This is a genomic window from Streptomyces sp. NPDC008137 (assembly GCF_042957035.1).
In the GTDB taxonomy this organism is placed as follows: Bacteria; Actinomycetota; Actinomycetes; order Streptomycetales; family Streptomycetaceae; genus Streptomyces.
The window spans coordinates 118,567-143,167 of record NZ_JBIBHN010000008.1 but is presented as its reverse complement, the minus strand read 5'-3'; the positions used below and the strand labels follow the sequence as shown (position 1 = coordinate 143,167).

Here is a 24,601-nt window from a genome sequence, read left to right as displayed (position 1 = left end):
ATGCTGTCGGTTCAACGCATAGGCACGCTCTTATACGGAACGGGCCCACCGATCTGTTCAGCGGCCGTACCCGAGCGCTGCATCCGCTGCCACCGCAGCCGGCTCCCGACCAGCAGCGCGACCAGCGACTGGATGACGACGAGATACATCAACTGCCGGTAGACGACGATCTGGAACGGCATCGACCACAGCGCGCGCACCGGTTCCCCGTCGAGTCTGAGCGCGTATCCGGAACAGACGACCTGCACACCGAAGAAGGCGAACCACACCCCGGCCGACTCCACCGGATCGCGGAACAGCACGCCGTACACGGCGTAGACGTCGATGACGGGCGCGAGCAGCGGCAGCGCGACCTGGAAGAGCGCGAGATAGGTCAGCCCGCGCCGCCCGAACCGCCCTGCGGGCCCCCGGCCGAGCAAAGCCCCCCGATGCTTCCACATCGCCTGCAGCGTGCCGTAGCACCACCGATACCGCTGCCGCCACAACTGCCGGACACTGGTGGGCACTTCGGTCCAGGCGACGGCGGACTCCTCGTACAGCACCCGCCACCCGGCCCGCCACAGGGCCATCGTCAGGTCGGTGTCCTCGGCGAGGGTGTCCTCGCTGACCCCGCCGACTCCGATCACCGCGTCCCGGCGGAACGCCCCGATGGCGCCCGGGACGGTCGGCATGCACTCCAGCACCTCGAACATGCGCCGGTCGAGGTTGAAGCCGAAGACGTACTCGAGGTGCTGCCACCGGCCCAGCAGGGTGCGCCGGTTGCCGACCTTGGTGTTGCCGCTGACGGCGCCCACGGCGGGATGCGCGAGCGGCTGGACGATCCGCTCGATGGCGTCGGGCTCGAAGACGGTGTCGGCGTCGACCATCACCACGATGTCGTACCGGGCGTGCGCGAGCCCGGTGTTGAGGGCGGCGGCCTTGCCGGAGTTCGCCTGCCGCACGACCTCCACCCTCGGGTCACCCATGTTCTCGGCGATGTCGGCGGTCCGGTCACTCGACCCGTCGTCGATCACGACGATCTGCAGCTCCCGATGGCTGGAGGCGAGCAGCGACCGCAGGGTCGATCCGATCCCGGCCTCCTCGTTGTACGCCGGGACGAGCACGGTCACCGGCCCGGACGTGTCGCGCATCCAGGGCGCCCCGGTCCGGAACCGCTCCAGCCGGCGCACATGCGCCCGCGCGAACAGGGCGAGCAGCAACAGCCGCAGCACACCGAGCCCACCGGCGACGCCGAGGATCCAGATCATGGCGGTGGAGAAGACCTGCCCGATCCGCGTGACCCAGATCAGCGCCGCCCCCGCCCACCGCTCCACGAAGGAGGCGGACTTGTACGGAACGAGTCGCAGCCCCTCGGACACGGTGGTGAACCGGTCGACGCCGGGGTTCCTCAGCAGCCGGCGCGCCTCCGCGTAGGCACTCTCCGTCTGGCTCAACTGCCGGACGATGCCCTGCGCCGGCTTGCGCGACCCCTTGTCGGCGGCGACGAGCACGTACCCGTAGCCGGTGGCCTTGCGCGCCGCGTCCCACTCCCGCCCGCAGAGTGTGTCGGGGGTGGTGGTCCGCGGCATCCGCAGCAGATTGGTCCGCTGCCCGGTGGTCCCGGCCAGGGCGCTCTGGGTCATCTCGAGCTCGGCCTGGAACCGGGGCGCGGACGACTCCCCCAGCACGGCCCCGGTGTACGTGTTCGACCCGATCTCATGCCCCTCGGCCCGGATCCGCCGTACGAGATCCGGATGCCGGGCGGCCTGGGCCCCGTGCACGAAGAAGGTGGCCCGCGCGTTGTTCCCGCGGAGCAGATCCAGCAGCCGCGGGGTCCACACGGGGTCCGGCCCACCGTCGAAGGTGAGCGCGACGGTCCGGGCGGGCATCCCCGCGGTCCGTATCCCGTCCCGGTTGATCCCGATCACGGGCCCGCCCTTCGCCACGGCATCGGGCACCGGCGAGGTACACGCCGACCGCGTCTTCGCGGCGTCGACCTCGTGCTGGGTCCAGCCTTCGAAGATCAGGAAGGCGAAGACGAGGGGGAGTGTGAGGGCGAGGAGGAGCCAGTGGGCTCGGGGGTCGCGGGATTGCTTGTGGCGGGCGCGGGGTTTGGAAGGGGCCTTGGCTTTGGCGGAGCTCAGGGTGCGTCACCGCCCCCGGCCGCGGACCACACCCCACTCCCCGCGAACCGTCTTCTCCCGCACCTCACGCCGGGGAGCCTTCCGCACGAATGGGGCGCCGACTTCGCTTGCATGCTGCGGGAGTTACGCATGGGGCGCGAGTGTAGTTTCGGAGTGGTGGCCGTATGGGCGGAACGGCGAGCTTCACAGGAGAGGGCACCAGCCGATGGCCGCGAGGACGGGCGGTACGGCGACCGGGACCCCGACTCGACGCGCCAGGATCCCGCGCATCACAGCCGGGTCGCGGCGGGAGCCGCCTGGTGGCGGCGGTGGCGTGACAGATGCGGGGCTCTTCCCCGCCACGGACGCCCCGGGCGTAAACGGCGGCCTGGTCGGCGCGGCGATACGGCTTCCCGGCCATGTTCCTCCCGGGCGGCGCGCTCTTGGGCTTTCTGGCGGGCGCCCCCCTCGGCACGCTCCTCGGCACACTGCTTCCCCGCTCCGCGGCCAGCCGCCACACGATGACCACCGGCGCGACGTACCCCCTGGCATCCGCGGCCCTGCTGGCGTGCTGCCTCTGCGTGTCCCAACTGGGCCGGCTCCTGCCGGGGTGGGCGGTAGCCCTGGTCGGCCCTCCGGCCCCTACGGGTGGTCCAAGAACGCGCGCGCGAGCGCAACCGCCTGTTCCAGTGATTCAGCCTCGGCCCGTTCGCTGCCGGGGTACGCCTCGACCCGGTAGCCCCCCTGGCCGAGAGGGACGATTCCAATTCCGCCCGCCGAGCGGGAGGTGTGGTCTCGGGTGAGGCCGAACCGCCCCATGCTCACATACGGGAACAGAGCGCTCAATCGAGCGTCGGCGTACACCGACTGCAGCAGCTGCCGAAGGGGAGTCCTTTCCTCTTGCTGGAAGAGCAACTTCCACTGCGTGGCCACGGGATCGCCGCTCTCCTCAGCCTCGGCCAGCTCGTCGTATTCCATGAACGGGAACATGGACGTCAACTCACGAAGCGTTACTCCGGAACGCCAGGCGTCGAGGGTCTTGGCCACTGTGGCCAGATCATCGGTACTTCCTGCCGCCCAAGGGCGCCTCTCACCCTCGATACTGATGGAGAAGAGGCGACGCTCCTTCCCCAGGTGAATCAGCATGGGACCCCGGTCCGAAATCAACTGAGCGGTGATGAGGTGGCCGCGCGCACTGGAGCTCGCAGAGCCAATCGGCCCGAGGTCGATACCGTAGTCGCGAGCTATGTGCGCCAACGCCTCTACAAGGCCGCCGAGTTCGATGAGATCCGGGTACAAAGCGGAGTCAATGACTGGATGCCCCTGAGAAGGGGAATCTCCACCGTTTTCCATACCAGTAGAGCCTTTCAAATATAGCGGCGAACCGATCCGTGCATATCAGACAATGAAGTCGCGGACTCTGCCGAAGGTTCCCCAATCAGGCTCAGCAATATCGACAACATCGCCATTTCTGTCATACCAGGTGATGCTACTCCAGTCTCGATGCCCGTGCTTCACCGCTCTCGCGATCCAGCCCATCTCCTCCTCTGTGGCATGAATGACGTCGGATTCGTCGATCTTCAGCGCCCTCTTCGCCATGCCTTCGAAACCGCCGGCGAAACCCTTCATGTTTACGTGAAGCTTCACTGACCCATCCTGAATGGCAGGCAGGACCGCCCCTCTCCATTCATCGGGCCCCAAATCCAGAAAATGTTTCAAGCCCCGTTTTTTTGCGAATTGAGCCAAGTCCGCCCACTGATATCCCAATGCTATCTCGCACGGTGCGAGGCCAAGCGGGTCCACCCAGGTCAGGGGGTTGATGACATAGGTGAAGGGATTGGGCGCCGGATGGAGTCCCAGCGGATCCGGAGACAGATAGCGGGCGGTCTCCGGATCGTACATACGGTAGTTGTTGTGATGGAGGCCGGTTTCGTGATCGAAATACTGGCCAGGGAAGCGAAGCGGTGTGTAGGCGGTACTTTTGGTCGGCCATGTTGTGATTCCCCAGAGCGTGGCGCGCGACCGCCATGCCACGTCTCCGCTCTCGTCGATGAGTTCGCTCGGTGTTCCCGCGACATCGGTGACGATGGCGAAGAAACGACTGTCGATCTCGTCCTGCGGCGCTTGAGCCGCGTTCCAGGCCGTCGTGATGCGGTCCGTCTGTGCAATCGGATGCAGTCCGCGATGGTCCCACGTAAGCGTGACCGGGTTGGGCAGGTCAGGGGCCTCGGTGGTCTGCTCACAAAGGGTGGTGCCGTCCCATGTGAAACTCACGCGCTCGACTACGCTCTCGCCCTCGGCCGCGAGACGCTCCTTGGCGATGCGACGGCCGAGCGGGTCGTACCGGTAGCGCCAGCGGGTGCCGTCCGGCGTGACCACCGCCGTAAGGCGGTCTTCCGCGTCCCAGGTGTAGCGCCAGGTCTCCGGCTTGCGGGACAGACGCGTCTTCTGCCGCAGGACGATACGGCCCTGGGAATCGTGCTCGAACCGTACAGCGCCGGCGCGGCGAATGCGGCTGCCCGTGTACTCCCGGGGCCCAGTCACCTCCTGCCCGGGGTGTCCGACGGGCCAGACGGCCTCGATCTGGTCTCCCGCCTCGTCGTATACGTAGTGCTCGGCCCACTCCTCGGCGCGGACGCCAGTGACTCGGCCCGCAGTGTCGAGGTCGTACTGACGGGAGCCGGACAACTGGTCCACGACCGCGGTGAGAGTGCTGTCGGCACGGTAGGTGTAGGCGCGATGTTGTACGGAACGACCGCCGGTCATCGTCACCAACTGATCGGTCAGGCGCCCTAGGTCGTCGAAATCGTGGGCGATGGTGATGCTGTCACCCAGGTGCCGTGCACGTTCGCGACCTTCGGGGTCGTATTCGAAGGTGATGGTGCGGCCGGAAGCGTCGAGTCGCAGCGGACGGCCTACCTGGTCGTAGGTCCAGACGCTGGTTGCGCCCGAGGGGGTGGTGCGGCGGACGCGTCGTCCCAGTTCGTCGTAGGCGTGCGTGATCGTGCGCCCGTCGATCGTCTCAGCAAGCACCTGACCGAACTCGTCGCGCCGCAGCAAGAGCTCACCATCCGGTCCGGTGGCTTGGACGAGATGGCCACGCAGGTCGTAGGCGAACGTGGTGAGCGCTCCGGCGGCGTTCTTGCGGGTGATCCGCCCGAGAACGTCCCGTTCGAAGGTGACGGTCTGTTCAGCACCGTTCGTTCGCGCGACGAGTTGGCCGGCAGCGTCACGCGTGTAGGAGAGCTCACGGCCGTCGAAGTCCGTTTCCGAAACCAGGCGGCCTGCCGGGTCATAGGTGTACTTCCACTCCCTGCCCTCCGGGTTGGTGACCGAGGTGAGACGCAGGGACGCATCGTGAGTGAACACATAGCGGATTCCGTCGGGGTCGGTGCGAGCCGCCAGGCGGTCGAAGTGGGTGTACTCGAACCTGGTGGTGCGCCCCAAGGCATCCGTGTGGCTGGTGCAGTTTCCCTCACCATCGTACGACCAGTTGTCGGACGAGCCGTCAGGTGCGGTACGGCTGAGGGGCAGGCCCTCGGTCGTCCACGAATGACTCGTGGTGCGTCCCGTTCTGTCAGTGACAGCAACGGGACGCCCGAAGGAGTCACGGCCCCATGTAGTGGCGACACCCAGTGGATCGGCTGCCTCGACTGGGAGACCAGCGGCGTCGCAGCGCACCGTGGTGGTGAAGCCCAGCGCATCCGTGAACGTCTTGACGCCACCACTGTCGTCGTAAGTGCTTCGAGTGGTGGTCCCGGCAGGGTCGGTGACGCTGGTGATATTGCCACGCGCGTCATAGGACTGCCGCCATGTCGAACCGTCCGGCAACTCCACGGCTGTCGGGAGATGGCAGTCGTTGTACGCGTATCGGATGGCAGCACCGTCCGGGCGCGTCACCTCGACGGGCTGACCGAGCTCATTGTTCGAGTAGTGGGTTGTGCGGCCTAGCTCGTCCGTCCGGAAGACCAGGTGATGGTGTGCGTCGTAACCGCTGCGAACCGTGTTGCCGAGTGGATCGATCTCGGCAATGACCTGGGAATTGTCGTTGACGACGAAACGTGACTCGGCACCGTCGGCTGTTCGGTACGTGGTGATGCGGCAATCGGGCCACGCCGGATCCGTCGCGTCGTAGGCGAACACCCCGGTGATGTGTCCGCCTTCGCCTCCTTGACCGACGCAACGATCCCGATCGTCGTAGGAGTAGGTGTAGCGACTCCGGTTGGTATCGGTCCAGGAGGTGAGGCGGAGCTGTTCGTCGTAGGTGAACTCCAGCGGACGGCCGGAGGAGTTGACGACAGAGGTGAGGTTGCCGTGGGTGTAGCCGTAGGCCTTGATGGCGACGTCTGAGCCGTCCTCCCCGGCATCGGCCAGGCTCAGTGCGGTGACCTGACCGCCCTCCACCGTCAGTCGGAGGCAATAGCCTGCGGAGTGCCGGATGGAGAGAGGCGTGCCGTCTTCGTCGAAGTCGAAGTCGATGGTGTTGTGATTGCGGTCGGATATTCGCTTCAGGAGGGCCAGGCCTCCGACAGGTGGCGCAAAGTACCGACTGTGGCCGGCGATCGGATCGGCGACGCAATAGCCGCCGCCGTCCAGTCGAGTCAGGGGCCAGCGTGGACCCGCGTGGGGCAGGACTGTGGCGCCCGGAGCCTCTGAGGGCGGGTAGGCGAGAAGCATCCCGTCCTCGGTGACGAAGACGACGCCCTTATCGTCGATCTCGAGGCGCTGGTCGACGGAGGAGGACCAGGTGGGGCCGAACCACCAGCCCGTTCGGTAGTCGGAGGCTGTCCGCCGCGTGAAGACGAGCGGAAGTGTGCCGGGCAACGTGATGTCCGTTTGCGCGAGGAACATGTGCCCCGTAGCCGCGTCGACGGGGTCACCACAGCCTTTGACCACCGTCCTGAGTCGGTTGTATGCGCCCTTCGCGCCATTGGCGAGGAGCCCGCGTGCCGATTTCAGCCCTCGTAGACCTGAAGCCATGCCTTTGAGCCCGGTCTTGCCGAAAGCCTTCAGCCCCTTGGCCAGGCCGCCGAGGGTGGTGAGGCCCTTCATACCGGGTATGCAGTCCAGAGCCGCGAGCCCGACATCCCACAGGGATGCTTGTCCCTTGGAATACTTGTAGAGCGAGTCGGCCAGCACCACGAGACCTGCGATCAGTACGATCGCGCCCAGGATCGGCCCGCCGATGATCATCGCCACGATCCCGACGACCGCCACGACGACCTTGCACACCGCCACGATGGTGTCCCAGTTGTCGGTGAACCAGTCACCGACCTCCTCCCACCACGACCGGTTCTGAATACCCGCGTCGGAAGCCTCGTCGATCTTCGACTTCGCCTCACGCGCCGCGTCATCGCGCATCTTGCGCGCGTCCTCGGCCATCTTCTTCGCCGCCGCCAGAGCGTCCTGCGCGTCGGAGACGTCCGTCTGCGCCTTCGACTGGGCCGACTTGGCGTGCTGGACGTCACGGGTGGCGGCGCGGACCTTCGCCTCGTCCGGCTTCTCCGAGTCCGACTTGCTGCCGGTCGGGTCGTCCTTGTACTTGTCCGCCTCCTTGCCCGCTCGCGTCACCCACGAGTCGGCCGAGGTCAGCTTCGACTGGGCCGAGGAAAGGTTGTCCCGGGCCTCACGGCCCTTGACCAGAGCCTTGTCCGCCAGGGACTGCGCACGCTCCAGCTTCGGCCAGAAATCGGCCAGCGCATCGCCGCACATCTCGTACGACTTCTTCAGCTTCTTGAGGTTCTTCGGGACATCCGCGAAGTCCTCCTTGAAGACATCCGCCGACTTGCCCGCCCACTCCAGGAGCGTGCCCTCCCCCGCCATCCCCTTGACCAGACGCAGCCCCTCAGAGACATCGTCGGCGAAGTCATGCAGATGCTTCGCGAGCGTGCGCACCCGCTGCGGGTCACCCGGCGTCGGGTCACCGTCCAAGTCCAGGACATGCCAGTCCGTAGGCCTGTGCCCCGCCATACCGCAACCCCCGTCACACGCACATCAACTTCAACAACCGTATGCACACGTGAACTTACAAGGCACAACCGTTCGACGGAAAGATCGGTTGATGAGGGCCGCGACCTCCCTATGGTTCCCCAGTCCCCCTACGGACGTGGGGACTCCGCCAGCTGTTGCGGATGCCGGTTGCGTAGCGACTTCCACGCGCTCGGGTCTTGCTGACCGTGGCGGACTGCTCCTCCCCGTCGGCTCACGCCGGGACGTACTCCCTGTCCCACCGGCTCTGCCGCACACCACCCCAGGTGCCCATCACGACGGCGAGGACGAAGAGGACCGTGAGGAAACCGGCGTTCGAGCTCTGCTTCACATCGCTGGTCGGACTGGCAACGCCCGCGGGGTCGTACCGGACACGCAGTTTGCTGCCCGCCTCCACCCAGTCCCCGCACCCTTCGCCTTCCGAGAGCGAGGGAGAGATCTCACGGCCGCCGACCGTGCGCAGGTCACAGTGGTTGGTCTTGACGCTGTCCTTACTCACGACCACGACGTCCGCCCACTCGCCCCGCACAGCCAGGGCAACCTGATCACCGGCCCCGTTCCCGAACACACCCAGTGCCACCCCCGCTACGACGGGAACGATGAGCTGCCAGGCCATTTTCCGCTGCTTGCGCGGAACTCTCCGCAACATCAGCAGCGGCACGAGAACCGTTGCCAGCGGCAGCACGAAACAGGAGAGGAACAGGGCCACCCCACGAACGGGCCTCCACAACGGCACGACAGGCCCGAGCCAGGCGAGCCCCAGCGAGCCGCCGGCACACAGGAGACTGAACGCCGACCACCGGGCCAGGTCGGTTCGCCACCAGGCTCCTGGACTGCCGCTACCGGCCTCAGTCATTCTCCGCCACTCGCGCGGTTCACGGCCTGGGCCTCCTTGACGGTCACGTCCTGCTCGAACGTCGACAGCCCGTCCGGCAGCCCCGGCTGCTGCGGGGGACCATCCGGGTCGGCCGAGTCGGTCCACGTCACCTTCCAGGTGATGGACGCCTTGAAGGGATAGGTGCCATTGCCGGACGAACGGCGGTACGTGACATTGCAGTCGGCGCCTTCCTCACTGTCGGCGGTGTATCCGCCCTTGCCCTTGACCAGGTCATAGGTACAGCTCTGCGGATCGGCATCAGCGGTACCGGCGTCGACCTTCAGCGCAACAGGAGTGGCGACGGTCGTCGCGGCGAGCTGCACGCCCTTGTAGTTGATGCTGGCGGTCGTCCAGACGCGGTCGAGATCGCCCTTGAACGCGACCCGGGTACCGAGGTTCACGAGCAGGCGGTCCGCGCGGGGCTTCAGCTCCACGGGCGGTGCGGGCAACTTGGTCGCATTGAAGGCCAGTTCGGAGAGAACCTCGGGAGTCACCTTGTTTGGGTCCGGCTGCGGGTCGGCCGGAGGAACCCAGATCTCCCAGTTGTCCGTGGTGACGGGACAGGCCTCGCTGTACGTGTCATCCCGGAACTGCACCTGCCACCACAGGCCCTTGTCACCCTTGTGGTACTTCTCCTTGTCCCGCTTCTTCTCGTAATCCTCCGCCGGGCTGCCTTTCGGAGCCCCGCCGTACGCGCCCTTGATGAACTTCTCGTACTCCTCCGGCGTGTACATGGGCTCGTACCAGCACACCGGGGGTTTCCAGTTGACGTCCGAGGAGGTGGCGGATGCGGTGGAGCTACTGGAGGCGGGGGTGCTCTGATTGATGCGGATGTGGGCGCCGATGGAGCCTTTACCTGAGTCGGCGCCGGAGTCGGCGTTCGGTTGGCCGGTTCCGCCGGCTGCGCTGCCATCACCTCGGGTGTCATCCGCATGCGCCGGCAAGCCCTGCGCGACCAACAGCAGGAGCCCCGCTACCACGGTCGCCCTGAGAACTGGTTGAGCGGCCCTGCCCCTTACCCCTGCACGCACGAGGCATCACCCTTATTCCAGTTCTGCTGCGTGACCTGCCAGTCCCCGGCGGAATCCTTCTGAGTCTGGAGCGTGTACAGGACGAAGCTCTTTTCGCTGGCCTTGGTGCGCAGCACCTTGTTCGTTTTGATCTCCTTGCTGTATGCCTTGCTCTGGTCCTCGCAGTAACGGACCGCCGCCGTCTTGCTGTTCACGACGTCTGTCACTTCGAACTTGTAGTAGCGGTACTCACCCGTGAGCGTGAGCCCGTCCTTCTTGAAGTCCGCGACCTGCTTGGTCCAGTGAGTGAAGGCGGGCCCCGCGAAGTAACGGTTCATGTTGGCGGTCTGGTCGTTCCCCAGAGCGAAGGCCTCAATGTTGGCCTGGGCGGAGTGCGCCGTGTCCCGCAGGATCGCGTCCTTCGTGGCATCCCCGGTCGAGTCGCGCTCGACGGCTACCGAGAGGCCTGACGGAAAGTCGAAGGTCGGCGCATTCTCCTCGACTGAGGCAGAGGCGGACGGCGTGGGGGAACCGGCTCCCGTATCGGCTCCCGCGATCTTGTCACCACCCGAGCCCTCGTCCGAATCACTGCTGCAACCAGCCACAGTCAAGGTGACAGCAGCAAGGAGGCAGGCCGCAGCCACCCTCCGGCGCGTGGTCAGCATGGCACTCGTCCCCCAGAGGTAGATGGTCGGCGTGACACCGGATGATCCCATGAGAGGCAGACGGCACTTCATGCGGACCCAAGGAACTGATGAGTCTGCAGGCCATCTGCCCCCTCTTCATAGGCACCTGATGAACGGGCGTGGGCCAAGACGAGTTTCACGGCTACAACGCCGAGGGCGTCAGCTGACTCGCTCAGCGCTCCGCGACTTGCCCGCAAAAGTAGTCGGTCGGCGTAGCAACGGATGCCGCCATGCGGGATAGCTCCGGATCGAACGCCCATCAAGTCTCACGCAGTGGTGCAACCTTTGTGAAAACTTCTTCACAGAGGCGGCCATTCGCCTCGATAGACGTTCACCTGACCCTCTCCTGAAAAACACACACCGATTCCCGACCACTTCGAACACCTCCATCTAGGCGTAGAAACCACCTGATTCTATGGAGAAGTTCGCACTGGCTTACCCAGAAACCCAGCAGATACCGTCGGAGTACCTGGCTGACCATTCATGGATCTCGGGGGAGTCACTTGAAGCGCCACCTGCCACCCTGCACACCAGCCTGTCTGCCGCGCGGCGCGCGTGATCGCCCCTTCGACAAGGACCGCAACCTCGCGGCCCGAGCGGCCACAGCCGCCAACCGCTGACCCGACACAGGCCGGGGCCCGGCACTCCGCTGCCGGCGCCCACCGACAGGGACTGAATCTCAAGATGAGCGATCTGCGCCTCGAAGACACCATTTTCGAGCACCTGAAGAAGACCTTCTCCTCCATTAGCGACCGCATGGAGGATGCCCGCCGCGACCTCCGAGGCACAGATTCCTCAGCCGTCGGCGAAAGCCAACTCATCGAGGACGTACAGGATTTCGCCGATGACTGGGGCTACGGCATCAAACAGCTCGGCAAGCACACCCACGGCGCCGTGAAGATGATCAACAAGATCGGCGAGACGTTCGACGGCCTCGACCTGGAGCTGGCGCAGTCGCTCAAGGCCAAGAAGAAAGGCAAGTAGCGTGGCTGGTCAGCGCACCGTCCCGCCCAACATCGGCTGGGACCCCACCCCCGGCAGCGTGGAGGATACCCGGGAACTCGCCAAACGGCTGGGCAAACTGGCAGGCGAACTAGGTACTGCGGTACGAGAGTTGGAGCGCATCGAGTGCGGCGCCTGGAAGGGCAAGACCGCCGTCGCCTTCACCGAGTACATAGGCCAGGACGTCACGCCGCTGATCCGCAAGAGCCACGAGTCGTTCGACAAGGCTTCGCGCGCACTGCACCGCTGGTCCAACGAGCTCCAGGACTTCCAGGACGAGACGGACCGTCTGGAAAAGAAGGCCGGAGAGAAACTCGACGCCAAGGCCGAGGCCAAGGAAGGCACCGACGAGTACGGCAAAGCCTCCGGCGACGTCACCGGCCTCATCCAGAAGGTCCATGAGCTCGAGGACCGCTACAAGCAGGCTGCCGCGAAGATCAGCAAGGAGCTGGACAAGGCCGCCGACATCGCCCCCGACGAGCCGGGCTTCTGGGAAAAGCTGGGCACGGGCATCGCGGACGCCTGGGACGCCACAGGCGACTGGCTCAAGGAGCACGCCGACCTGATCAAGGCGATCGGTGACGTACTGGGCGACATCACCGCCGTGCTGGGCATGCTTGCCATCGTCACGCTCCCCTTCCCGCCGCTCGCGGCCATCTTCGGCACCGCCGCACTCATCGGCGCGGGCCTCACTCTGGCGACGCACGGCGTGGCCAAAGCGGCCGGTGCGGACGTGAGTTGGGCTCAGATCGGCCTCGACGCGGTGGGACTGCTGCCCGGCATCGGAATGTTCGGCAAGGGAATCAAGGTGGTCGGCGCGGGCAAGGCCGCATTGACGGCAGAGAGGCTCGGCAAGGGCTTCGGTGCGACCAAGCTCGGGAGTTCGCGAGTTCTGATGTCCTTCGGCAAGGAGTCCGCGGACATTGTCGGAGGCTTCGGCAAGGCCGGCTTGGTGAAGATCGGCGGCATGTCCGACGAGGTCTTCGAGGTCGCACATGGCAGCAGCGGCCTGATGTCTCGCATGGGAGGCCTTTCCTACGCGGGCTACCATCAGGGTCAGCTGATCGGTTCCAAGGGAGCCAACCTGATTCCAGGGGTGAACATCAACCCGTTCGGCGCAGGCGGAATAGCCCTCGACGCCGGCCTCAAGATCGCCCCCAAGGTATACGGCCATATAGCGGGCGACTGACCTGAGATGTCTTCACCGCACCTCAGGTGACCGAGAAAGGAATTGTGAGGATATGAGCGTTTGGTGGCCTGAATCGGGTGAGACCCTCATCGCCCGTGCTCCGCTGACTTTCGCCACGGGCGCAGCAACGCAGGTCAAGGGAATGCGATGGTTCCGTGACACCGAGCGCCATGACATCCAGAACGAACTCGAGGGATGGCCCGAAGCCCCTGCCTATACCGCCCACTCCGCAGGCAGTACCGCCGGCCGAAACACCGTGAAGGGCGCTGCCATGGCCCTAGGTGTCGCCGTGATGGGCATCCTGTCGTCCCAGGCGGGCAGCGTGGGCCCTGGCCGTTCAGGCAAAGGCGCGGACACTTCTCACGACAGAGCCGACGAGGTAGACGACTTCCCCGTCATGTGGGCTGCCCCGGGCACCATCGCCCGCACCCTGCCCTGGCAGTTGGACCCCGCCCGCTCCTCTCAGGACCGGTACCGCACGCACGCCGTCATCACCGACCGGCGTCTCGTGATCGTCGGCTTCCCCTACGTCAAGGGGGACGAGAAGCGCATCACCGATGAGCTTCTCTGGGAAACCCCGCGGTCCAGCATCGAAAGGGTCGAACTGCGGGACTTCAAGATCGGCAATGATGCGAAGATCGCATTCACTGACGGCTCATGGATCAGAGTGAGCAGTATCAAACGGGAGAGGCTCACTCGGTACCTGATCGAACCTCCCGAATTCATCCCCCTGGAATCCCTCACGCCAGCACAGCGGACCACAGCCGAGAAGTTCGCCGCGGCTCAGGCGTCAGATGCCCGAACGCCGCTGATCAAGCGGAACCCGTGCGGCTGCTTTCGTATCGAAGTCCTGGCTCCAAGCACCGTTCACGCTTCTTTCGGTCACTCCGGGCTGAACACGGTGATGGACGAGAAGGGCACCGAAGTTCCCCTGACGCAATACCACCAAGAAGACTTCCTGACCTGACCTGACCTGACCTGACCTGGCTCTGGCTCTGCACTCACCTGGAACGGCGCACTACGCACATGATCCCCGCAGCTGACTCCGCGAACGCCCAGCACCTCAGTGCTGCTGACGGGAACGTTCCACCCCTCTGGTTCCTCGCCCCCGAGGGCTTCTTCGCCCTGCCCATAGCCACCACCCCGGAGGAGCGCAGCGAGCGCGCCCTCTCCTTCGTGCGGGAGCTGTACTCCCGCGGGGACGAGAGCATATGGGAGCCTGCTGCCCCCTACTACGCGGCCATAGCCGAACTCATGGGGGATACCGGCGTCTCCTACGCGGCGATGGGATTGTTCTCCACGGTGGAGGAGAGCGACGTTCCAGACGGCCAAGTAATCAGGCACGAGCCCGCCGAGGGCATCGCCCAATGCGCGCTCACCGTCGCCATCGCACCCACGGACCAGGCCGGCACCGACACCGACGTCGTCGCCCAAGGCATCCTCGCAACTCTCTCCAGCGACCCGTTCAACAACGCGATCTGGCTCGACCTGCCGTGTGGCCCCGCGGTGTCCTGCATCACCCTGCGCGAGTACGACCTCGGCCCCGAAGTGTCCGCCAGCGGCGAGGCGACGAAGCTCCTCACGGGCCAGATCCAGGTGCATGTGCCCTTCCCCACAGGGCCGTGCACGGCGATCTTCACGCTCTACACGGCCTCGATGGACCACTGGTCCGAGATCTACCGCCTGATGTCGGCAGTCCTTGAGACGGTTTCCTTCGTCGATCCCGCGACGGGGCTGGATGAGGAGCCTCCGGAGGATCTACCCGGAAGGCCATGACCCGGTTCGTCCCCTGCTGAGGCTGCGAAACCCGGCTGCCCCAGATGCGGCGACAGGGCGGGCCCGGCGGGTCGCCCGCACCGGACTGATCGTCGTAGCGTTACGCGGCATGTGGCCAGAGAAGCAGCCGCCCAAGGGCGGGCAGGAACCGCAGCATCCATCCGGGCAGTCATCGAATCCGTACCTGCAGCCCGGATACCACCAGCCAAACCCCTTCCAACAGCCGCAGACAACGAACGTGCCCCCGCAACAGGCCGGCACGCCGGTTCCTCCGCCGCCTCCCGGCCGCCGGAGCCGCACCACGATCGTCGCCGTCATCGCGGCGGCAGCCGTCGTAGCAGCCGCGACCGCAACGGTCTTCGTCCTACTCGGCGGCAGTGAGGCCGACCGGGCGGACACCGACCCCACCAAGGAATCCTCTCCTCAAGCGAGTCCGGACGACCCTCGGGGCACGGACACCGAAACCGCCACGGTCAAGGGCTGGAAGGTAGTGGTGAACCCGAAGCAGGGAATCGCATTCGACGTTCCGCCGCAGTGGGCGCTCCAGTCCACGGACTGGGTCACGTATGTCTCCGAGAACGACGACCCGGACGACACACCACTGATCGGTATGCGCGCCCCCGCGTACTTGAAGGAACAGTGGTGCACCTCGGACGATGACAAGGACGGCACAGTGGAGGACACGCCGCTGGCCGTCGCAGGCTCCAGGGGCAACAACGGCGCCCGTACTACCGAGGAGATAGCCGGCTCCGACCCCAAGACCTGGGTCTACGGGCAGTTCACCCAGCCCGACAAGACCAAGGTGAAGGCTGGCGCCGTGGAGCCCTTCACCACCAACTCCGGCATCAAGGGGAGCCTGGGAACCGCCTGGTCCGTGGGCGTGAAGAAGGCGCAGAAGTGCTCGACGGACGGCAAGGCATGGACATTCGCCTTCGAGAACACCCAAGGAGACCTGGCCTCTTGGTCGTTCTTCGGCGCCAAGAGCGTGTCCGACGAAGTGCCAGAATCAACAGTGCTGAAGATTGCCTCTACCGTACGGCTCTACAAGTATCCGTCGCACTCCTGACAGCGAGCAGACCCAAGAACGGAAATGACGGACACCAGCAGCGATCACACCTCAACTCCCGCACACGCCTCGGCGCTCCTGGTCCTTTCCGCGCCCCAAGTCAGCTGCAGAGCACGACAGTTGATCGGGGCACACATGCTGACTACGGGATCACGTGAAGGCGCTCGGCGAAGCCGGCATCTCTGTACCTGGAGTAGGCACCGAGAAGACCGGGACCTACCCGGTCGCCGACGGGTGCGCAATCAACGTCCGCGGCTCCGTTGGTGAGCCCCGCACCGAGGTCGGGTCCGACGTTGACCACCGGACGACACCCGCTCGCCAGCTTCACTCCGAGGATCTTTGCCTCATATGTCACCCGAAGCCCCTACCCCGCAGAGCTGACACGGCCCTTCACCTTCGCCTGGCGGTGTAAAGGGCTCCGCGATGGCAAACGGCATCTACCAGTCAAGCCGCCACCTCGAAGCGACGACCTGGGCGTCCGACCCAGTCACACCATTGGGCACGATCAAGACGCGTCGCGAATTACAGGCACCCGGGATGCGAAAATCTATCCGGTTTACGGCGTAATTCGCCCTAGCGAGACCGGGAACCATACCGATACCGTCATGCTTGACCCAATCTTTGTCTCGCGGGGAGTTCACCTTGGAGCGCCACCCTCTGCCAGTTGCTGCCGTGCTCGTGGCAACGGGCAACGCTGCTCCTGACAGCTTGCGGTGGAGGGGACGAAGGCTCCAAGGCCGACGACGAGATCGTATGCGCCGACGCCACGGGCGGCACTGCTTCGCCGAGTACATCGACGGCGGACGCGGCTCCACGACCGAAGGCGGCGCTGCCCAGCGATGTCACGAACGTCTTCGAAGGCTGGAAGACCGGCGACTGCGCCCTCACGGCGCAGGCCCAGTACTTCAACCCCCGCGTCAACGTGTACGCGACCGGCAAGGCGACGCTCACATACTGCCCGTTCGAGGGCAATGCGTTCGTCAAGGAGAAGCAATCAGGCAAGGCCGAGAAGACTCCGGTGACTGACAGGCCCTACCTGAACATCCAGTCCACCACCGCCGAACCGGTACCCCTCAAGCTGGAATCAGGTGCGGAGGAAGCCAGGACCTATCTCTCGGCGCGTGAGTGCGCGATCAACGACGACGGGTGGGTCGGTGATGGCACCTTCAATCTGCAGGCGACCGTCACCTGGACAGGCATCGGCGGCGCCGATCAGGCAGTCACCGTCCAGGGGATCCAAGCACTCAATCACTGAACCCGTAGTACAAAGCGAAACTTCCCACAGGAGTCCGGGCAACAGCCATGGCAAGCGACTCAGATCTCATTGTCAACGTCGATCTTCTCGTTGAATCAGAATCGCACCTCAGCAAGATCAAAACAGAACTGAATGACATTGACAACAGAAAAGATGACATGCGCCCCTATTGGGGAAGTGGAGAGATCAGCGATGCGATGGGTGAATTCGTCGACAACTGGAACGACTATCGATCCAAAATGATCGAGAGTGTTGAGGGTGTCGGCAAACTCGTAACGAACACAATAAACGGGTTCACTGGAGCGGACGCTGCGCTGGCAAAGGAGCTGAAGAAGGCGAGGAAGGCTAAGTGAGCGCGTCGTCCAAACCTCGCCCTCGGGACTGGCAGCCGCTTGTCGACTCCGATCCAGTTCCCGGCGACCCGGAAGAGATCCGTGATGAAGTGAAGCACATGAAGGCTGTCGCGTCCTCACTTCGAGATCAGTCCGACCGGCTTAAGGCAATCAAGAGGGACGACGAGCTCAAGGGTAAATACGCTGCAAAGTTGCGCGATGATTCCGAAGTGCTGGAAAAGCATCTGCGGGAGGTCGCAAGCCGCTACGAACGCGTCCACGTTCACTTGTCGAACTGGGCCAACGAACTCGAGCACTACCAAGGCGAAGCTGACAAGGTACTGGACAATGCCAAGAGAAAGCAGGAAGAGCTCGATACAGAGAGGGCCAAGAAGGATACAGGAGACGGAAAAACCCCCAGCCCCTCCGAGAGTGGCACGGAAGGGGACCCCCTACGGGAATACAGGAACAAACTTGATGACATCGTAGGCGACCGAGACCGCCGCGCCGCGCACTACGCTAAAGAGATCCGCAACGAAATTGATGACATCATTGAAGACAGCCCTTGGGATGACATCAAGGGCTGGATTCACGAGAATATCGATAGCATCAAATGGGTCCTCGATTTCGCAGGCTGGGCGGCAACGGCGTTGGCATTCCTAGCCCCTTTCGTCGCCTTCATTCCCATTATTGGGCAAATAGCCATCGCGATTTCAGTAGGCGTTCTACTGGCCAGAATGGTTTTGTTCGCCGCAGGTGAAGCGAGCCTCGGTGATGTAATCATGGACGCCGTCGGCCTGGTGACTTTCGGCGTAGGCGTGAAAATGTTGGCCAAACTGAAAATGGCCGATAAAGCCGTCAAGACCGCCGCCCAGGTGCAACGACGTGATCGAATCAAGGTATCACTGCGGGTCAACAGGGCTGCCCGGGATGAACTCACGCGGGTCATCGCCACGACGACCGATGACGGTCTGAAAAATTTCGCACGCGGTGCGTTGAACCGTATGAGAAAGGAGATGTCACAAAATGCAGGACGGGTGACCGACGAAGCACCCGTCAGGCCGAACAGCTTGGAGCGCCTGGGTTTCGGAGACGACGGGGCTCGCTCCAGCATCGAGAACATCCGCAGGAACAGTGAACTATTCCCGGATGCCGCTGCTTCCGTCGGAAAGTCGGAGGCCTACTACAATACTGCGGTTGCAGCTGCTGTTACCGGAGCAACTGCAGACGTGGCCGATAAATCACTTGGCAAGAGCGACGTATTGCCCGACAAAATGTACAGTGAGACCTACGACAGCTTCAAGGGGGACTTCATGAAGTTGCCGGAAGACACTCACTGGTAAGATCAATTGGAGGGAAAATCGCCATGGAAGTCAATCGAGGAAGTTACGCATTCGGGCGGCTGGGTGAAGGGCCAACAGGCCTCGCCAAAATCTGCCTCATCGCAGGAATGTCTTCGATCTTCATCGTACTGCTGGGCTCTGCGGCTTCTGAACCCGCAAAGGATGTCATCTATTGGGTCCAGCGTGCGATCGTAGGAGTGGCCATCCTCGTACTACTGGGCATCTTCTTCAAGTATCCACTTCCTTCACAACGCCCTGAAGGCCTCACTGGGGTGTTCATCGCTTCCGTCGGCCTGTTCCTCGCCACTTGGGTTACAGGGATCTGGCCTGGAGTCTTTATAGCTCCGCTGCTTCCGATTCTTGTAGTTATTTCGTGGTGTGTTGAAAGGCTTCGACGTGACTGAGTCGAACACGAAAGATTTTCTCGTTCCCATGGGATTCAACCTCATCGCTCCACCCGGATGGGACAAGATTGACCTCCGCGACGAGTCTATGAACGACACGATCTTGCGGATCGTCGATAATTCCATCGGAAATCTGCCATCCGACCTCCCTAAGGATGACATCAGCAAGCTACGGATGGAAATGTTCAAGCGACTCAAGAAAGCCGCCAGAAAGGCAGCAAGAGCGAACGGGTTGCTTCTCTACCTGCCTGTGGAACGTGTGCGTAGCACACTGGCGCCGGCATCCTTCGTTATTTCCCAGGTAGCCGGAAAGGGTGTCAGCCTCCAGTCGAACGAAGTACTCAGCATGGTGGCATCAAACCGCGGCAGCAGTGAGTCTGTCGATATCGATGGCTCGCACGGGACACGGCTAGAGAGAGTCGTCCCACCCCTGGATGACTCCGAAATGAACTTTCCTTCACGGCGCATCGAGTATGTGCTTCCCTTGCCTGGAAGCTCACTTCCGCGCTGGCTGACAGTCACTTTCAGCACTGTAGGTGACGGAAATCCGGATAGCGAATTCACTTCTGCTCTCGTTGATCTCTTTGATGCTGTGATGACGACATTCCGCTGGAGCTACGAGTGATTTTCTTCGAAACCGAGGCAGACCCGACTGAGTGGTTTCTCATGCCACTCCACTGGTCGCCTGAAAACGAACGCCAGATCGAGGAATGGTCTTCCACATGCGCCGAGATCATGTACCGGCGTCATAAGAAGTGGTGGCGGAACCCGGATAAGGCTCTGCTGGCTAATCGCTTCCGATGCCTGGTCGAAGCCCATCCTATTCCGAACGTCCCAGCTCACCAGGCCTTCCTCTACGGCCCGGACCCGAGTAGGCTTCCGCAACCTTTCTACGCTCTCATAGTGCATCCAGAAGGAGCGGATCGTGACACTGACTTGCGCATAGTGGTTCAGGCGACTGACAAGAACGCTGTCCGCCCACCAGAAGTTGAGTCTTTCGACTCTGCACACATTGGTCCGGGCCTACGGTGCCTTCACTATTTCGGAGATGACGGGGAGCTGGGCGTCTCCCTTAACTACGGCTGGTGGTCGGAAGAGCACCAGGTCTATGCATCGATTCGCACCGTAACCGCGGAAATTGGCTGGCTGGCTACCAATATCGACATTTTTGATGATTTCGCCCGAAGTATCTGGCTCAACTCAAACCCTGAGAAGCAGTCTCTTTACTCAACCTGATGTGCGGGTTTCCGTAGGTCAGTCGTGATTTCGCGTTGTCCGGGCAGGCTGGGGCGGTCTGGTTCGTCCTGGAGGGCGTGGAGGTCGTGGATGCCGTCGATGCGGGCAGTGCTCGAGAGTCGTGAAAAGGCTGCTCCGGTGCGCGTGGAGGAGCTGCGGGCCGAGTTCGAGCGGGTGAGGGCGGCCCTTGCCGAGGCGGAGGAAGTGCTGCATCACCGGGTGATCGGCCTGGAGCAGTATCTCGAGGCGCTGGCCGAGCAGACAGCGGACGCTGCGGTGGAAGTGCCAGCGGCTGTGGCTGTGGCTGTGGCTGTCGAGGAGCCAGGGTCGGCGGCTGAGCCGCGCAGGGTGGTGGCCCGCAAGGAGACGGGGTGACAGGAAGAAGGCCACTTCTCACCGCGATGTAGGCACCGCACTCGCGAATCGCCCCTCGCAACGTCACGGCACCGGACTGCTGGACACCACGGCATCCCAGCCCGCACCTGTTCGGGCACGATCAGGACACAGCCAGCCCTTCGGTAGCCCCATACGCCCCGAATTACCCCCGTTCCCACAGAAGTTCGCCCTGGCAATACCGGAAACCCCACCGGTAACGTCAGGGCGATAACTGAACTTCTGTCTCTCACGGGGAGCCACTGTGAAGCGCCGCTCATTGCCCGTTGCTGCCGCACTGGCGGCAACGGCAGCACTGCTGCTGACGGCCTGCGGTAGCGAGGACGACAAGTCCAGCGACAACGACAAGATCGTCGGCGTCGACTCTGCAGAGTCCACATCGCCGACTCCACCCAGCGCATCTGACGCGAAGCGCCCGAGCGTGAAACTTCCCAAGGACGTCAAGGAAACGTTCGAGGGCTGGACCACCGGAGACGCAACCAAGGACGCAGTCCTGGCGGACGCGGGACGAGCGCAATCAGCCGTGACCTATGCCGTCACGCAGGGTGATCCGGAGTCCCCGGCCCTGAGCTTCTACCAGGTGGGCAACGCCCTGGCAGGAAGCCAGGACTGGGTCAAGGGAATCGTGGACTCCGGATTGACCTATTACGGCACGGTCCGCTACTACGCGCCCGATATCAGTGTGTTCGGCAAGAAGTCCGCAGGCGTCTCGTACTGCGCAGACGAAAGCAAGGCGTTCAACAAGAACCGCAAGACCAACAAGGTCGACAAGACACCCGCCTCCGACAACTCCTTCGTGCGCTACAGCACACGTCTGGAAAGGAACAGCAACGGCGTGTGGCAGACGACGAAGCTTGAGTCGGAGCGGGGGAACAAGACGTGCCTGCGATAAGAGTTCAGCGTCGATGGATCGTAGCCACGACGACTGCCGGCGTTCTCGCCCTCGCACCGGCCACGGCGTTCGCATGGGGCACGCCGGGCAAGTCCAACGGCCAGAAGGTCACCCCTAGCGGCGGTCGGGACGGAACCAGCCTCGTCTCCAAGATCACCTTCAGCGGTTCGACTGCTGGCAAGTCCGGTAGCGGCGCTGGCAGCCTGCAGCCGGCGGGTAACTGGTCACCGCCCGCCTGTTGGTACGAGCCCCGAAGCGCTGAGGAATTCGCGAAGTACGTCGAGGGACAGTACAACGAGACCGTCAACACGCCCGGCCAGCACAGCTACGCCAAGGCCTCGGTCGGCAAGTTCCGCGACACCTACAAGGACGGCAAGTACAAGAACTACAACCTCGACAAGAAAGACGAGGGAAATTGGTGGGTGGCCGTCCGCGACGAAGACCGCTGGATGGAGCCAGAGGCCCAGGCGTGCGACCGGAAGCCCTTCTGGGCCGAGACAGGCGATGCTCCGCCCGTCGAGAACGCGGTAACTCCTCAGATTCTCGCTGAACTCGCCTACAACCGCATCCAGTTGCCGACCACCGAGGTATCCCTCGCGCCCGAGACCGCCACCAAGGTCAATCTCCCCACGTGGGCCTGGCTCGACAAGGCCAAGTTCAAGGAAGTGTCTGTCACAGCCCAGATCAATGCCGGGGGCCTGAACATACAGGCCACCACTACCGCCAAGCCCGTCTCCCTCAAACTGGAGCCCGGTACGCCCGACGCCGAGACCTACCCCGCCTCCGGCGAGTGCACGATCAACGACGACGGATCAATCGGCGAGCCGTACGCCAAGGGCAAGGCCGACCAAACCCCGCCCTGCGGCGTCGAGTACCTCCGCTCCTCCGGAAACGGCACGTTCAAACTCCAGGCCACCATCACCTGGGACATCACCTGGACCGGGACGGGCAACCCCAACCCGACACAGCTCCCCAACGGCACCTTCGGCAACGATCAGGACGTCACGGTCGAGGAAATCCAGGCAGTCAACCGCTGAGAGTCAAGCTCCAGCAGAACCAACCAGCCCGGCCGGAGAACCAAGCATGGCGAACGACTGAACCGTTCCGGGTTCGGTAGAGACTCGATCGTTTGAGAACAGTACCTGCTTGAGCTGCGCCGTCGTGCGGTGCGGATGGTCGCCGAAGTGCGGACGGAGTACGACACCGAGTGGGCCGCGATGAAAGCGGTCGCCCAGAGGTTGAGCATCGGCACGACCGAGACGCTGCGCAAGTGGGTACGGCAGGACCAGATCGACGCCGGGCCCCATCCGGGCACAACGAGCGAGGAGTCGGCCGAGCTGCAGCGGCTGAAGAAGGAGGACGCCGAGCTGAAACGGGCCAATGACATCCTCAGGGCCGCGGCGTCCTTCTTCGCGGCCGAGCTCGACCGGCCACACGCACGCACGTAGCGTTCATCGACGAGCACCAGGACCGCTTCGGCGGCGTCGAGCCGATCTGCCGTGTGCTGACCCAGCACGGCTGCAAGATCGCCCCCTCCACCTACTACGCCTGCAGGAAACGCCGCAAGGCACCCTCGCCCAGGGCCATGCGGGACGCGGAACTTAAAGAACTGATCGAGGAGGCATACCAGGCCAACTACCGCGTCTACGGGGCGAGAAAGATCTGGCGGCACCTCAACCGCCAAGGCCACGAAGTGGCCCGCAGCACCGTCGAGCGCCTGATGCGCGAGATCGGCATCGCCGGCGCCGTCCGCGGCAAGAAGGTGATCACCACCCTCCCGGACCCGGCCGCCGCCCGGGCCCCGGACCGCATCGACCGTGACTTCGTCGCCCCGGCCTCCCAACCGCACCTGGGTAGCCGACTTCACCCACGTCGCCGCCTGGGCCGGCGTCGTCTACGTCGCCTTCGTCGTGGACACCTTCTCCCGCCGCATCGTCGGCTGGTCCGCCTCGATGTCGAAGGAGACCCAACTCGTCCTGGACGCACTGGACATGGGGTTGTGGCAACGCGACCGCGACGGCCGCCCGCCGCTGCCCGGCGAACTGGTGCACCACTCCGATGCCGGGTCGCAATACACGTCATTCCGCCTGGCCGAACACCTCGACGCGGCCCCCATCGCGGCCTCGATCGGCTCGGTCGGCGACGCGTACGACAACGCCCTCATGGAGTCGACGATCGGCCTGTACAAGACCGAGGTCATCAAACCGCAGCGGCCGTGGAAGACGCTCTCGCACGTCGAGTTCGCCACCGCCGAGTGGGTCGACTGGTACAACCACCGCCGGCTCCACGGTGAGATAGGGCACATCCCGCCCGCCGAATACGAAGCCAACTACTACCGAGCAACCACGAAACCCCAGCTCACAGCCACCAACTGAGATCTCCAACGAACCCGGGGCGGTTCAGCACCGTGACCACCACTGAGCCCCGACGGGCACCGAACGGCTTCAACCTGGTGCCACCGCCCGGCTGGGATGTGATTCCGCTGCACTCGGGCACCGCGGAAGCAATGGACCGCATCGTTCGCAAGGCCGTCGCACAGCTACCCGTCGGCTTTCCCAAGGACGACATTCCGCAGGCCCGGCTGAAACTGGCCCAAGAGATAAAGAAGGTCGTCCGCCGGGCCAGCGCCAAGGGAGGAATGACCATCTACCTCCCAACCGAACGCCTCCACGGCGTCGCGCTGCCCGTCTCGATCGTGGCCTCCGAGCCGATCGAGGTTCCGCGGGTCAGGCCCAACAGCGGCCCAGAAGCGGTCCTGGCCGCGCTCGCCTCCGAGATCCCCGGAGCCGAGATGCGGGAGCTCGACGGCACCGCGGCTCTGCGCTCGGAACGAGATGTACTCGCCGACGCAGCCCAAGACGTCGACGTCGCTCACCGCCAGGTCGAGTACTTCGTGCCGGTCCCGGACAGCGCCCCCGACAAGTACCTCACCTTCTCCTTCAGCGCACTGATAGCGCCCGGCTCGGATCCCGCTTTCTATGACACGCTTGTGGAGCTGTTCGACGCTGTGATGGGCACCTTCCGCTGGAGCTACGCCTGAACACCCTCTG

The 24,601-nt window shown here is 64.0% G+C and carries 21 protein-coding genes and 1 pseudogene; 16 read left to right on the top strand and 6 right to left on the bottom strand.

Annotation, left to right across the window (positions count from 1 at the left end; genetic code table 11):
* Positions 1-11: 11 nt before the first annotated feature.
* The 6 genes from ACFZBT_RS15745 to ACFZBT_RS15720 all read right to left on the bottom strand — a co-directional run bounded on the left by ACFZBT_RS15745 (position 12) and on the right by ACFZBT_RS15720 (position 10,642).
* Complete coding sequence (locus ACFZBT_RS15745) at positions 12-1,937, bottom strand: glycosyltransferase (RefSeq protein WP_391103286.1); 1,926 nt, start codon at positions 1,935-1,937, stop codon at positions 12-14.
* Positions 1,938-2,744: 807 nt separating this feature from the next.
* Positions 2,745-3,455, bottom strand: coding sequence for a DUF6193 family natural product biosynthesis protein (locus ACFZBT_RS15740; protein WP_391103283.1), 711 nt, complete (start codon positions 3,453-3,455; stop codon positions 2,745-2,747).
* A 45-nt stretch (positions 3,456-3,500) separates the two neighbouring features.
* Positions 3,501-8,033 (bottom strand): RHS repeat-associated core domain-containing protein, encoded by a 4,533-nt coding sequence (locus tag ACFZBT_RS15735; RefSeq protein ID WP_391103280.1) that lies wholly within the window; start codon positions 8,031-8,033, stop codon positions 3,501-3,503.
* A gap of 271 nt (positions 8,034-8,304) precedes the next feature.
* Entirely contained in the window at positions 8,305-8,706 is a 402-nt protein-coding gene (locus ACFZBT_RS15730) for a hypothetical protein (protein ID WP_391103277.1), read from the bottom strand.
* Positions 8,707-8,942: 236 nt separating this feature from the next.
* Positions 8,943-9,926 (bottom strand): hypothetical protein, encoded by a 984-nt coding sequence (locus ACFZBT_RS15725; RefSeq protein ID WP_391103275.1) that lies wholly within the window; start codon positions 9,924-9,926, stop codon positions 8,943-8,945.
* 56 nt (positions 9,927-9,982) lie between these two features.
* Positions 9,983-10,642: a hypothetical protein gene (locus tag ACFZBT_RS15720; RefSeq protein WP_391103273.1), complete on the bottom strand. Its 660-nt coding sequence runs from the start codon at positions 10,640-10,642 to the stop codon at positions 9,983-9,985.
* A gap of 705 nt (positions 10,643-11,347) precedes the next feature.
* Here ACFZBT_RS15720 and ACFZBT_RS15715 point away from each other — a divergent pair.
* The 16 genes and pseudogenes from ACFZBT_RS15715 (at position 11,348) to ACFZBT_RS15640 (ending at position 24,591) form a co-directional block, all read left to right on the top strand.
* Positions 11,348-11,647, top strand: a complete 300-nt coding sequence (locus tag ACFZBT_RS15715) for a hypothetical protein (RefSeq protein ID WP_391103271.1) — start codon at positions 11,348-11,350, stop codon at positions 11,645-11,647.
* Between the two features lies 1 nt (position 11,648).
* Positions 11,649-12,854: an enoyl-CoA hydratase/isomerase family protein gene (locus ACFZBT_RS15710; RefSeq protein WP_391103269.1), complete on the top strand. Its 1,206-nt coding sequence runs from the start codon at positions 11,649-11,651 to the stop codon at positions 12,852-12,854.
* A gap of 52 nt (positions 12,855-12,906) precedes the next feature.
* Complete coding sequence (locus ACFZBT_RS15705; RefSeq protein WP_391103267.1) at positions 12,907-13,821, top strand: hypothetical protein; 915 nt, start codon at positions 12,907-12,909, stop codon at positions 13,819-13,821.
* Between the two features lie 59 nt (positions 13,822-13,880).
* Positions 13,881-14,630 carry a hypothetical protein gene (locus tag ACFZBT_RS15700; RefSeq protein WP_391103265.1) on the top strand — a complete coding sequence of 250 codons (750 nt, stop codon included), beginning with the start codon at positions 13,881-13,883 and terminating at the stop codon, positions 14,628-14,630.
* 109 nt (positions 14,631-14,739) lie between these two features.
* On the top strand, positions 14,740-15,696 hold the full coding sequence (locus ACFZBT_RS15695; RefSeq protein ID WP_391103263.1) for a hypothetical protein: 957 nt from the start codon (positions 14,740-14,742) through the stop codon (positions 15,694-15,696).
* A gap of 664 nt (positions 15,697-16,360) precedes the next feature.
* Positions 16,361-16,951 (top strand): hypothetical protein, encoded by a 591-nt coding sequence (locus ACFZBT_RS15690; protein WP_391103261.1) that lies wholly within the window; start codon positions 16,361-16,363, stop codon positions 16,949-16,951.
* Positions 16,952-16,998: 47 nt separating this feature from the next.
* Positions 16,999-17,304 (top strand): hypothetical protein, encoded by a 306-nt coding sequence (locus ACFZBT_RS15685; protein WP_391103259.1) that lies wholly within the window; start codon positions 16,999-17,001, stop codon positions 17,302-17,304.
* Positions 17,301-18,626 (top strand): putative T7SS-secreted protein, encoded by a 1,326-nt coding sequence (locus tag ACFZBT_RS15680; RefSeq protein WP_391103257.1) that lies wholly within the window; start codon positions 17,301-17,303, stop codon positions 18,624-18,626. Before ACFZBT_RS15685 ends, ACFZBT_RS15680 begins: the two co-directional genes overlap by 4 nt.
* Before the next feature lie 23 nt (positions 18,627-18,649).
* A complete protein-coding gene (locus tag ACFZBT_RS15675; protein WP_391103254.1) occupies positions 18,650-19,030 on the top strand; it encodes a hypothetical protein in 381 nt (126 codons plus the stop codon).
* Entirely contained in the window at positions 19,023-19,655 is a 633-nt protein-coding gene (locus ACFZBT_RS15670) for a hypothetical protein (protein WP_391103252.1), read from the top strand. The genes ACFZBT_RS15675 and ACFZBT_RS15670 overlap by 8 nt, the downstream gene beginning before the upstream one ends.
* Complete coding sequence (locus tag ACFZBT_RS15665; protein ID WP_391103250.1) at positions 19,652-20,266, top strand: hypothetical protein; 615 nt, start codon at positions 19,652-19,654, stop codon at positions 20,264-20,266. Before ACFZBT_RS15670 ends, ACFZBT_RS15665 begins: the two co-directional genes overlap by 4 nt.
* Positions 20,267-20,356: 90 nt before the next feature.
* Positions 20,357-20,641, top strand: a complete 285-nt coding sequence (locus ACFZBT_RS15660; protein WP_391103248.1) for a hypothetical protein — start codon at positions 20,357-20,359, stop codon at positions 20,639-20,641.
* A 262-nt stretch (positions 20,642-20,903) separates the two neighbouring features.
* Positions 20,904-21,551, top strand: coding sequence for a hypothetical protein (locus ACFZBT_RS15655; protein WP_391103246.1), 648 nt, complete (start codon positions 20,904-20,906; stop codon positions 21,549-21,551).
* Entirely contained in the window at positions 21,539-22,588 is a 1,050-nt protein-coding gene (locus ACFZBT_RS15650) for a hypothetical protein (protein WP_391103244.1), read from the top strand. Before ACFZBT_RS15655 ends, ACFZBT_RS15650 begins: the two co-directional genes overlap by 13 nt.
* 135 nt (positions 22,589-22,723) lie before the next feature.
* Positions 22,724-23,926 (top strand): annotated as a pseudogene (locus tag ACFZBT_RS15645) (IS3 family transposase).
* 32 nt (positions 23,927-23,958) lie between these two features.
* Entirely contained in the window at positions 23,959-24,591 is a 633-nt protein-coding gene (locus tag ACFZBT_RS15640; RefSeq protein ID WP_391103242.1) for a hypothetical protein, read from the top strand.
* Positions 24,592-24,601: the final 10 nt, after the last annotated feature.

Excerpts from the sequence above, each read along its gene's own strand:
- ACFZBT_RS15740 (WP_391103283.1), bottom strand. The coding sequence starts at position 3,455 with ATGGAAAACGGTGGAGATTCCCCTTCTCAGGGGCATCCAGTCATTGAC.
- ACFZBT_RS15730 (WP_391103277.1), bottom strand. The coding sequence starts at position 8,706 with ATGGCCTGGCAGCTCATCGTTCCCGTCGTAGCGGGGGTGGCACTGGGT.
- ACFZBT_RS15720 (WP_391103273.1), bottom strand. The coding sequence starts at position 10,642 with ATGCTGACCACGCGCCGGAGGGTGGCTGCGGCCTGCCTCCTTGCTGCT.
- ACFZBT_RS15715 (WP_391103271.1), top strand. The coding sequence starts at position 11,348 with ATGAGCGATCTGCGCCTCGAAGACACCATTTTCGAGCACCTGAAGAAG.
- ACFZBT_RS15705 (WP_391103267.1), top strand. The coding sequence starts at position 12,907 with ATGAGCGTTTGGTGGCCTGAATCGGGTGAGACCCTCATCGCCCGTGCT.
- ACFZBT_RS15700 (WP_391103265.1), top strand. The coding sequence starts at position 13,881 with ATGATCCCCGCAGCTGACTCCGCGAACGCCCAGCACCTCAGTGCTGCT.
- ACFZBT_RS15695 (WP_391103263.1), top strand. The coding sequence starts at position 14,740 with ATGTGGCCAGAGAAGCAGCCGCCCAAGGGCGGGCAGGAACCGCAGCAT.
- ACFZBT_RS15685 (WP_391103259.1), top strand. The coding sequence starts at position 16,999 with ATGGCAAGCGACTCAGATCTCATTGTCAACGTCGATCTTCTCGTTGAA.
- ACFZBT_RS15675 (WP_391103254.1), top strand. The coding sequence starts at position 18,650 with ATGGAAGTCAATCGAGGAAGTTACGCATTCGGGCGGCTGGGTGAAGGG.
- ACFZBT_RS15660 (WP_391103248.1), top strand. The coding sequence starts at position 20,357 with ATGCCGTCGATGCGGGCAGTGCTCGAGAGTCGTGAAAAGGCTGCTCCG.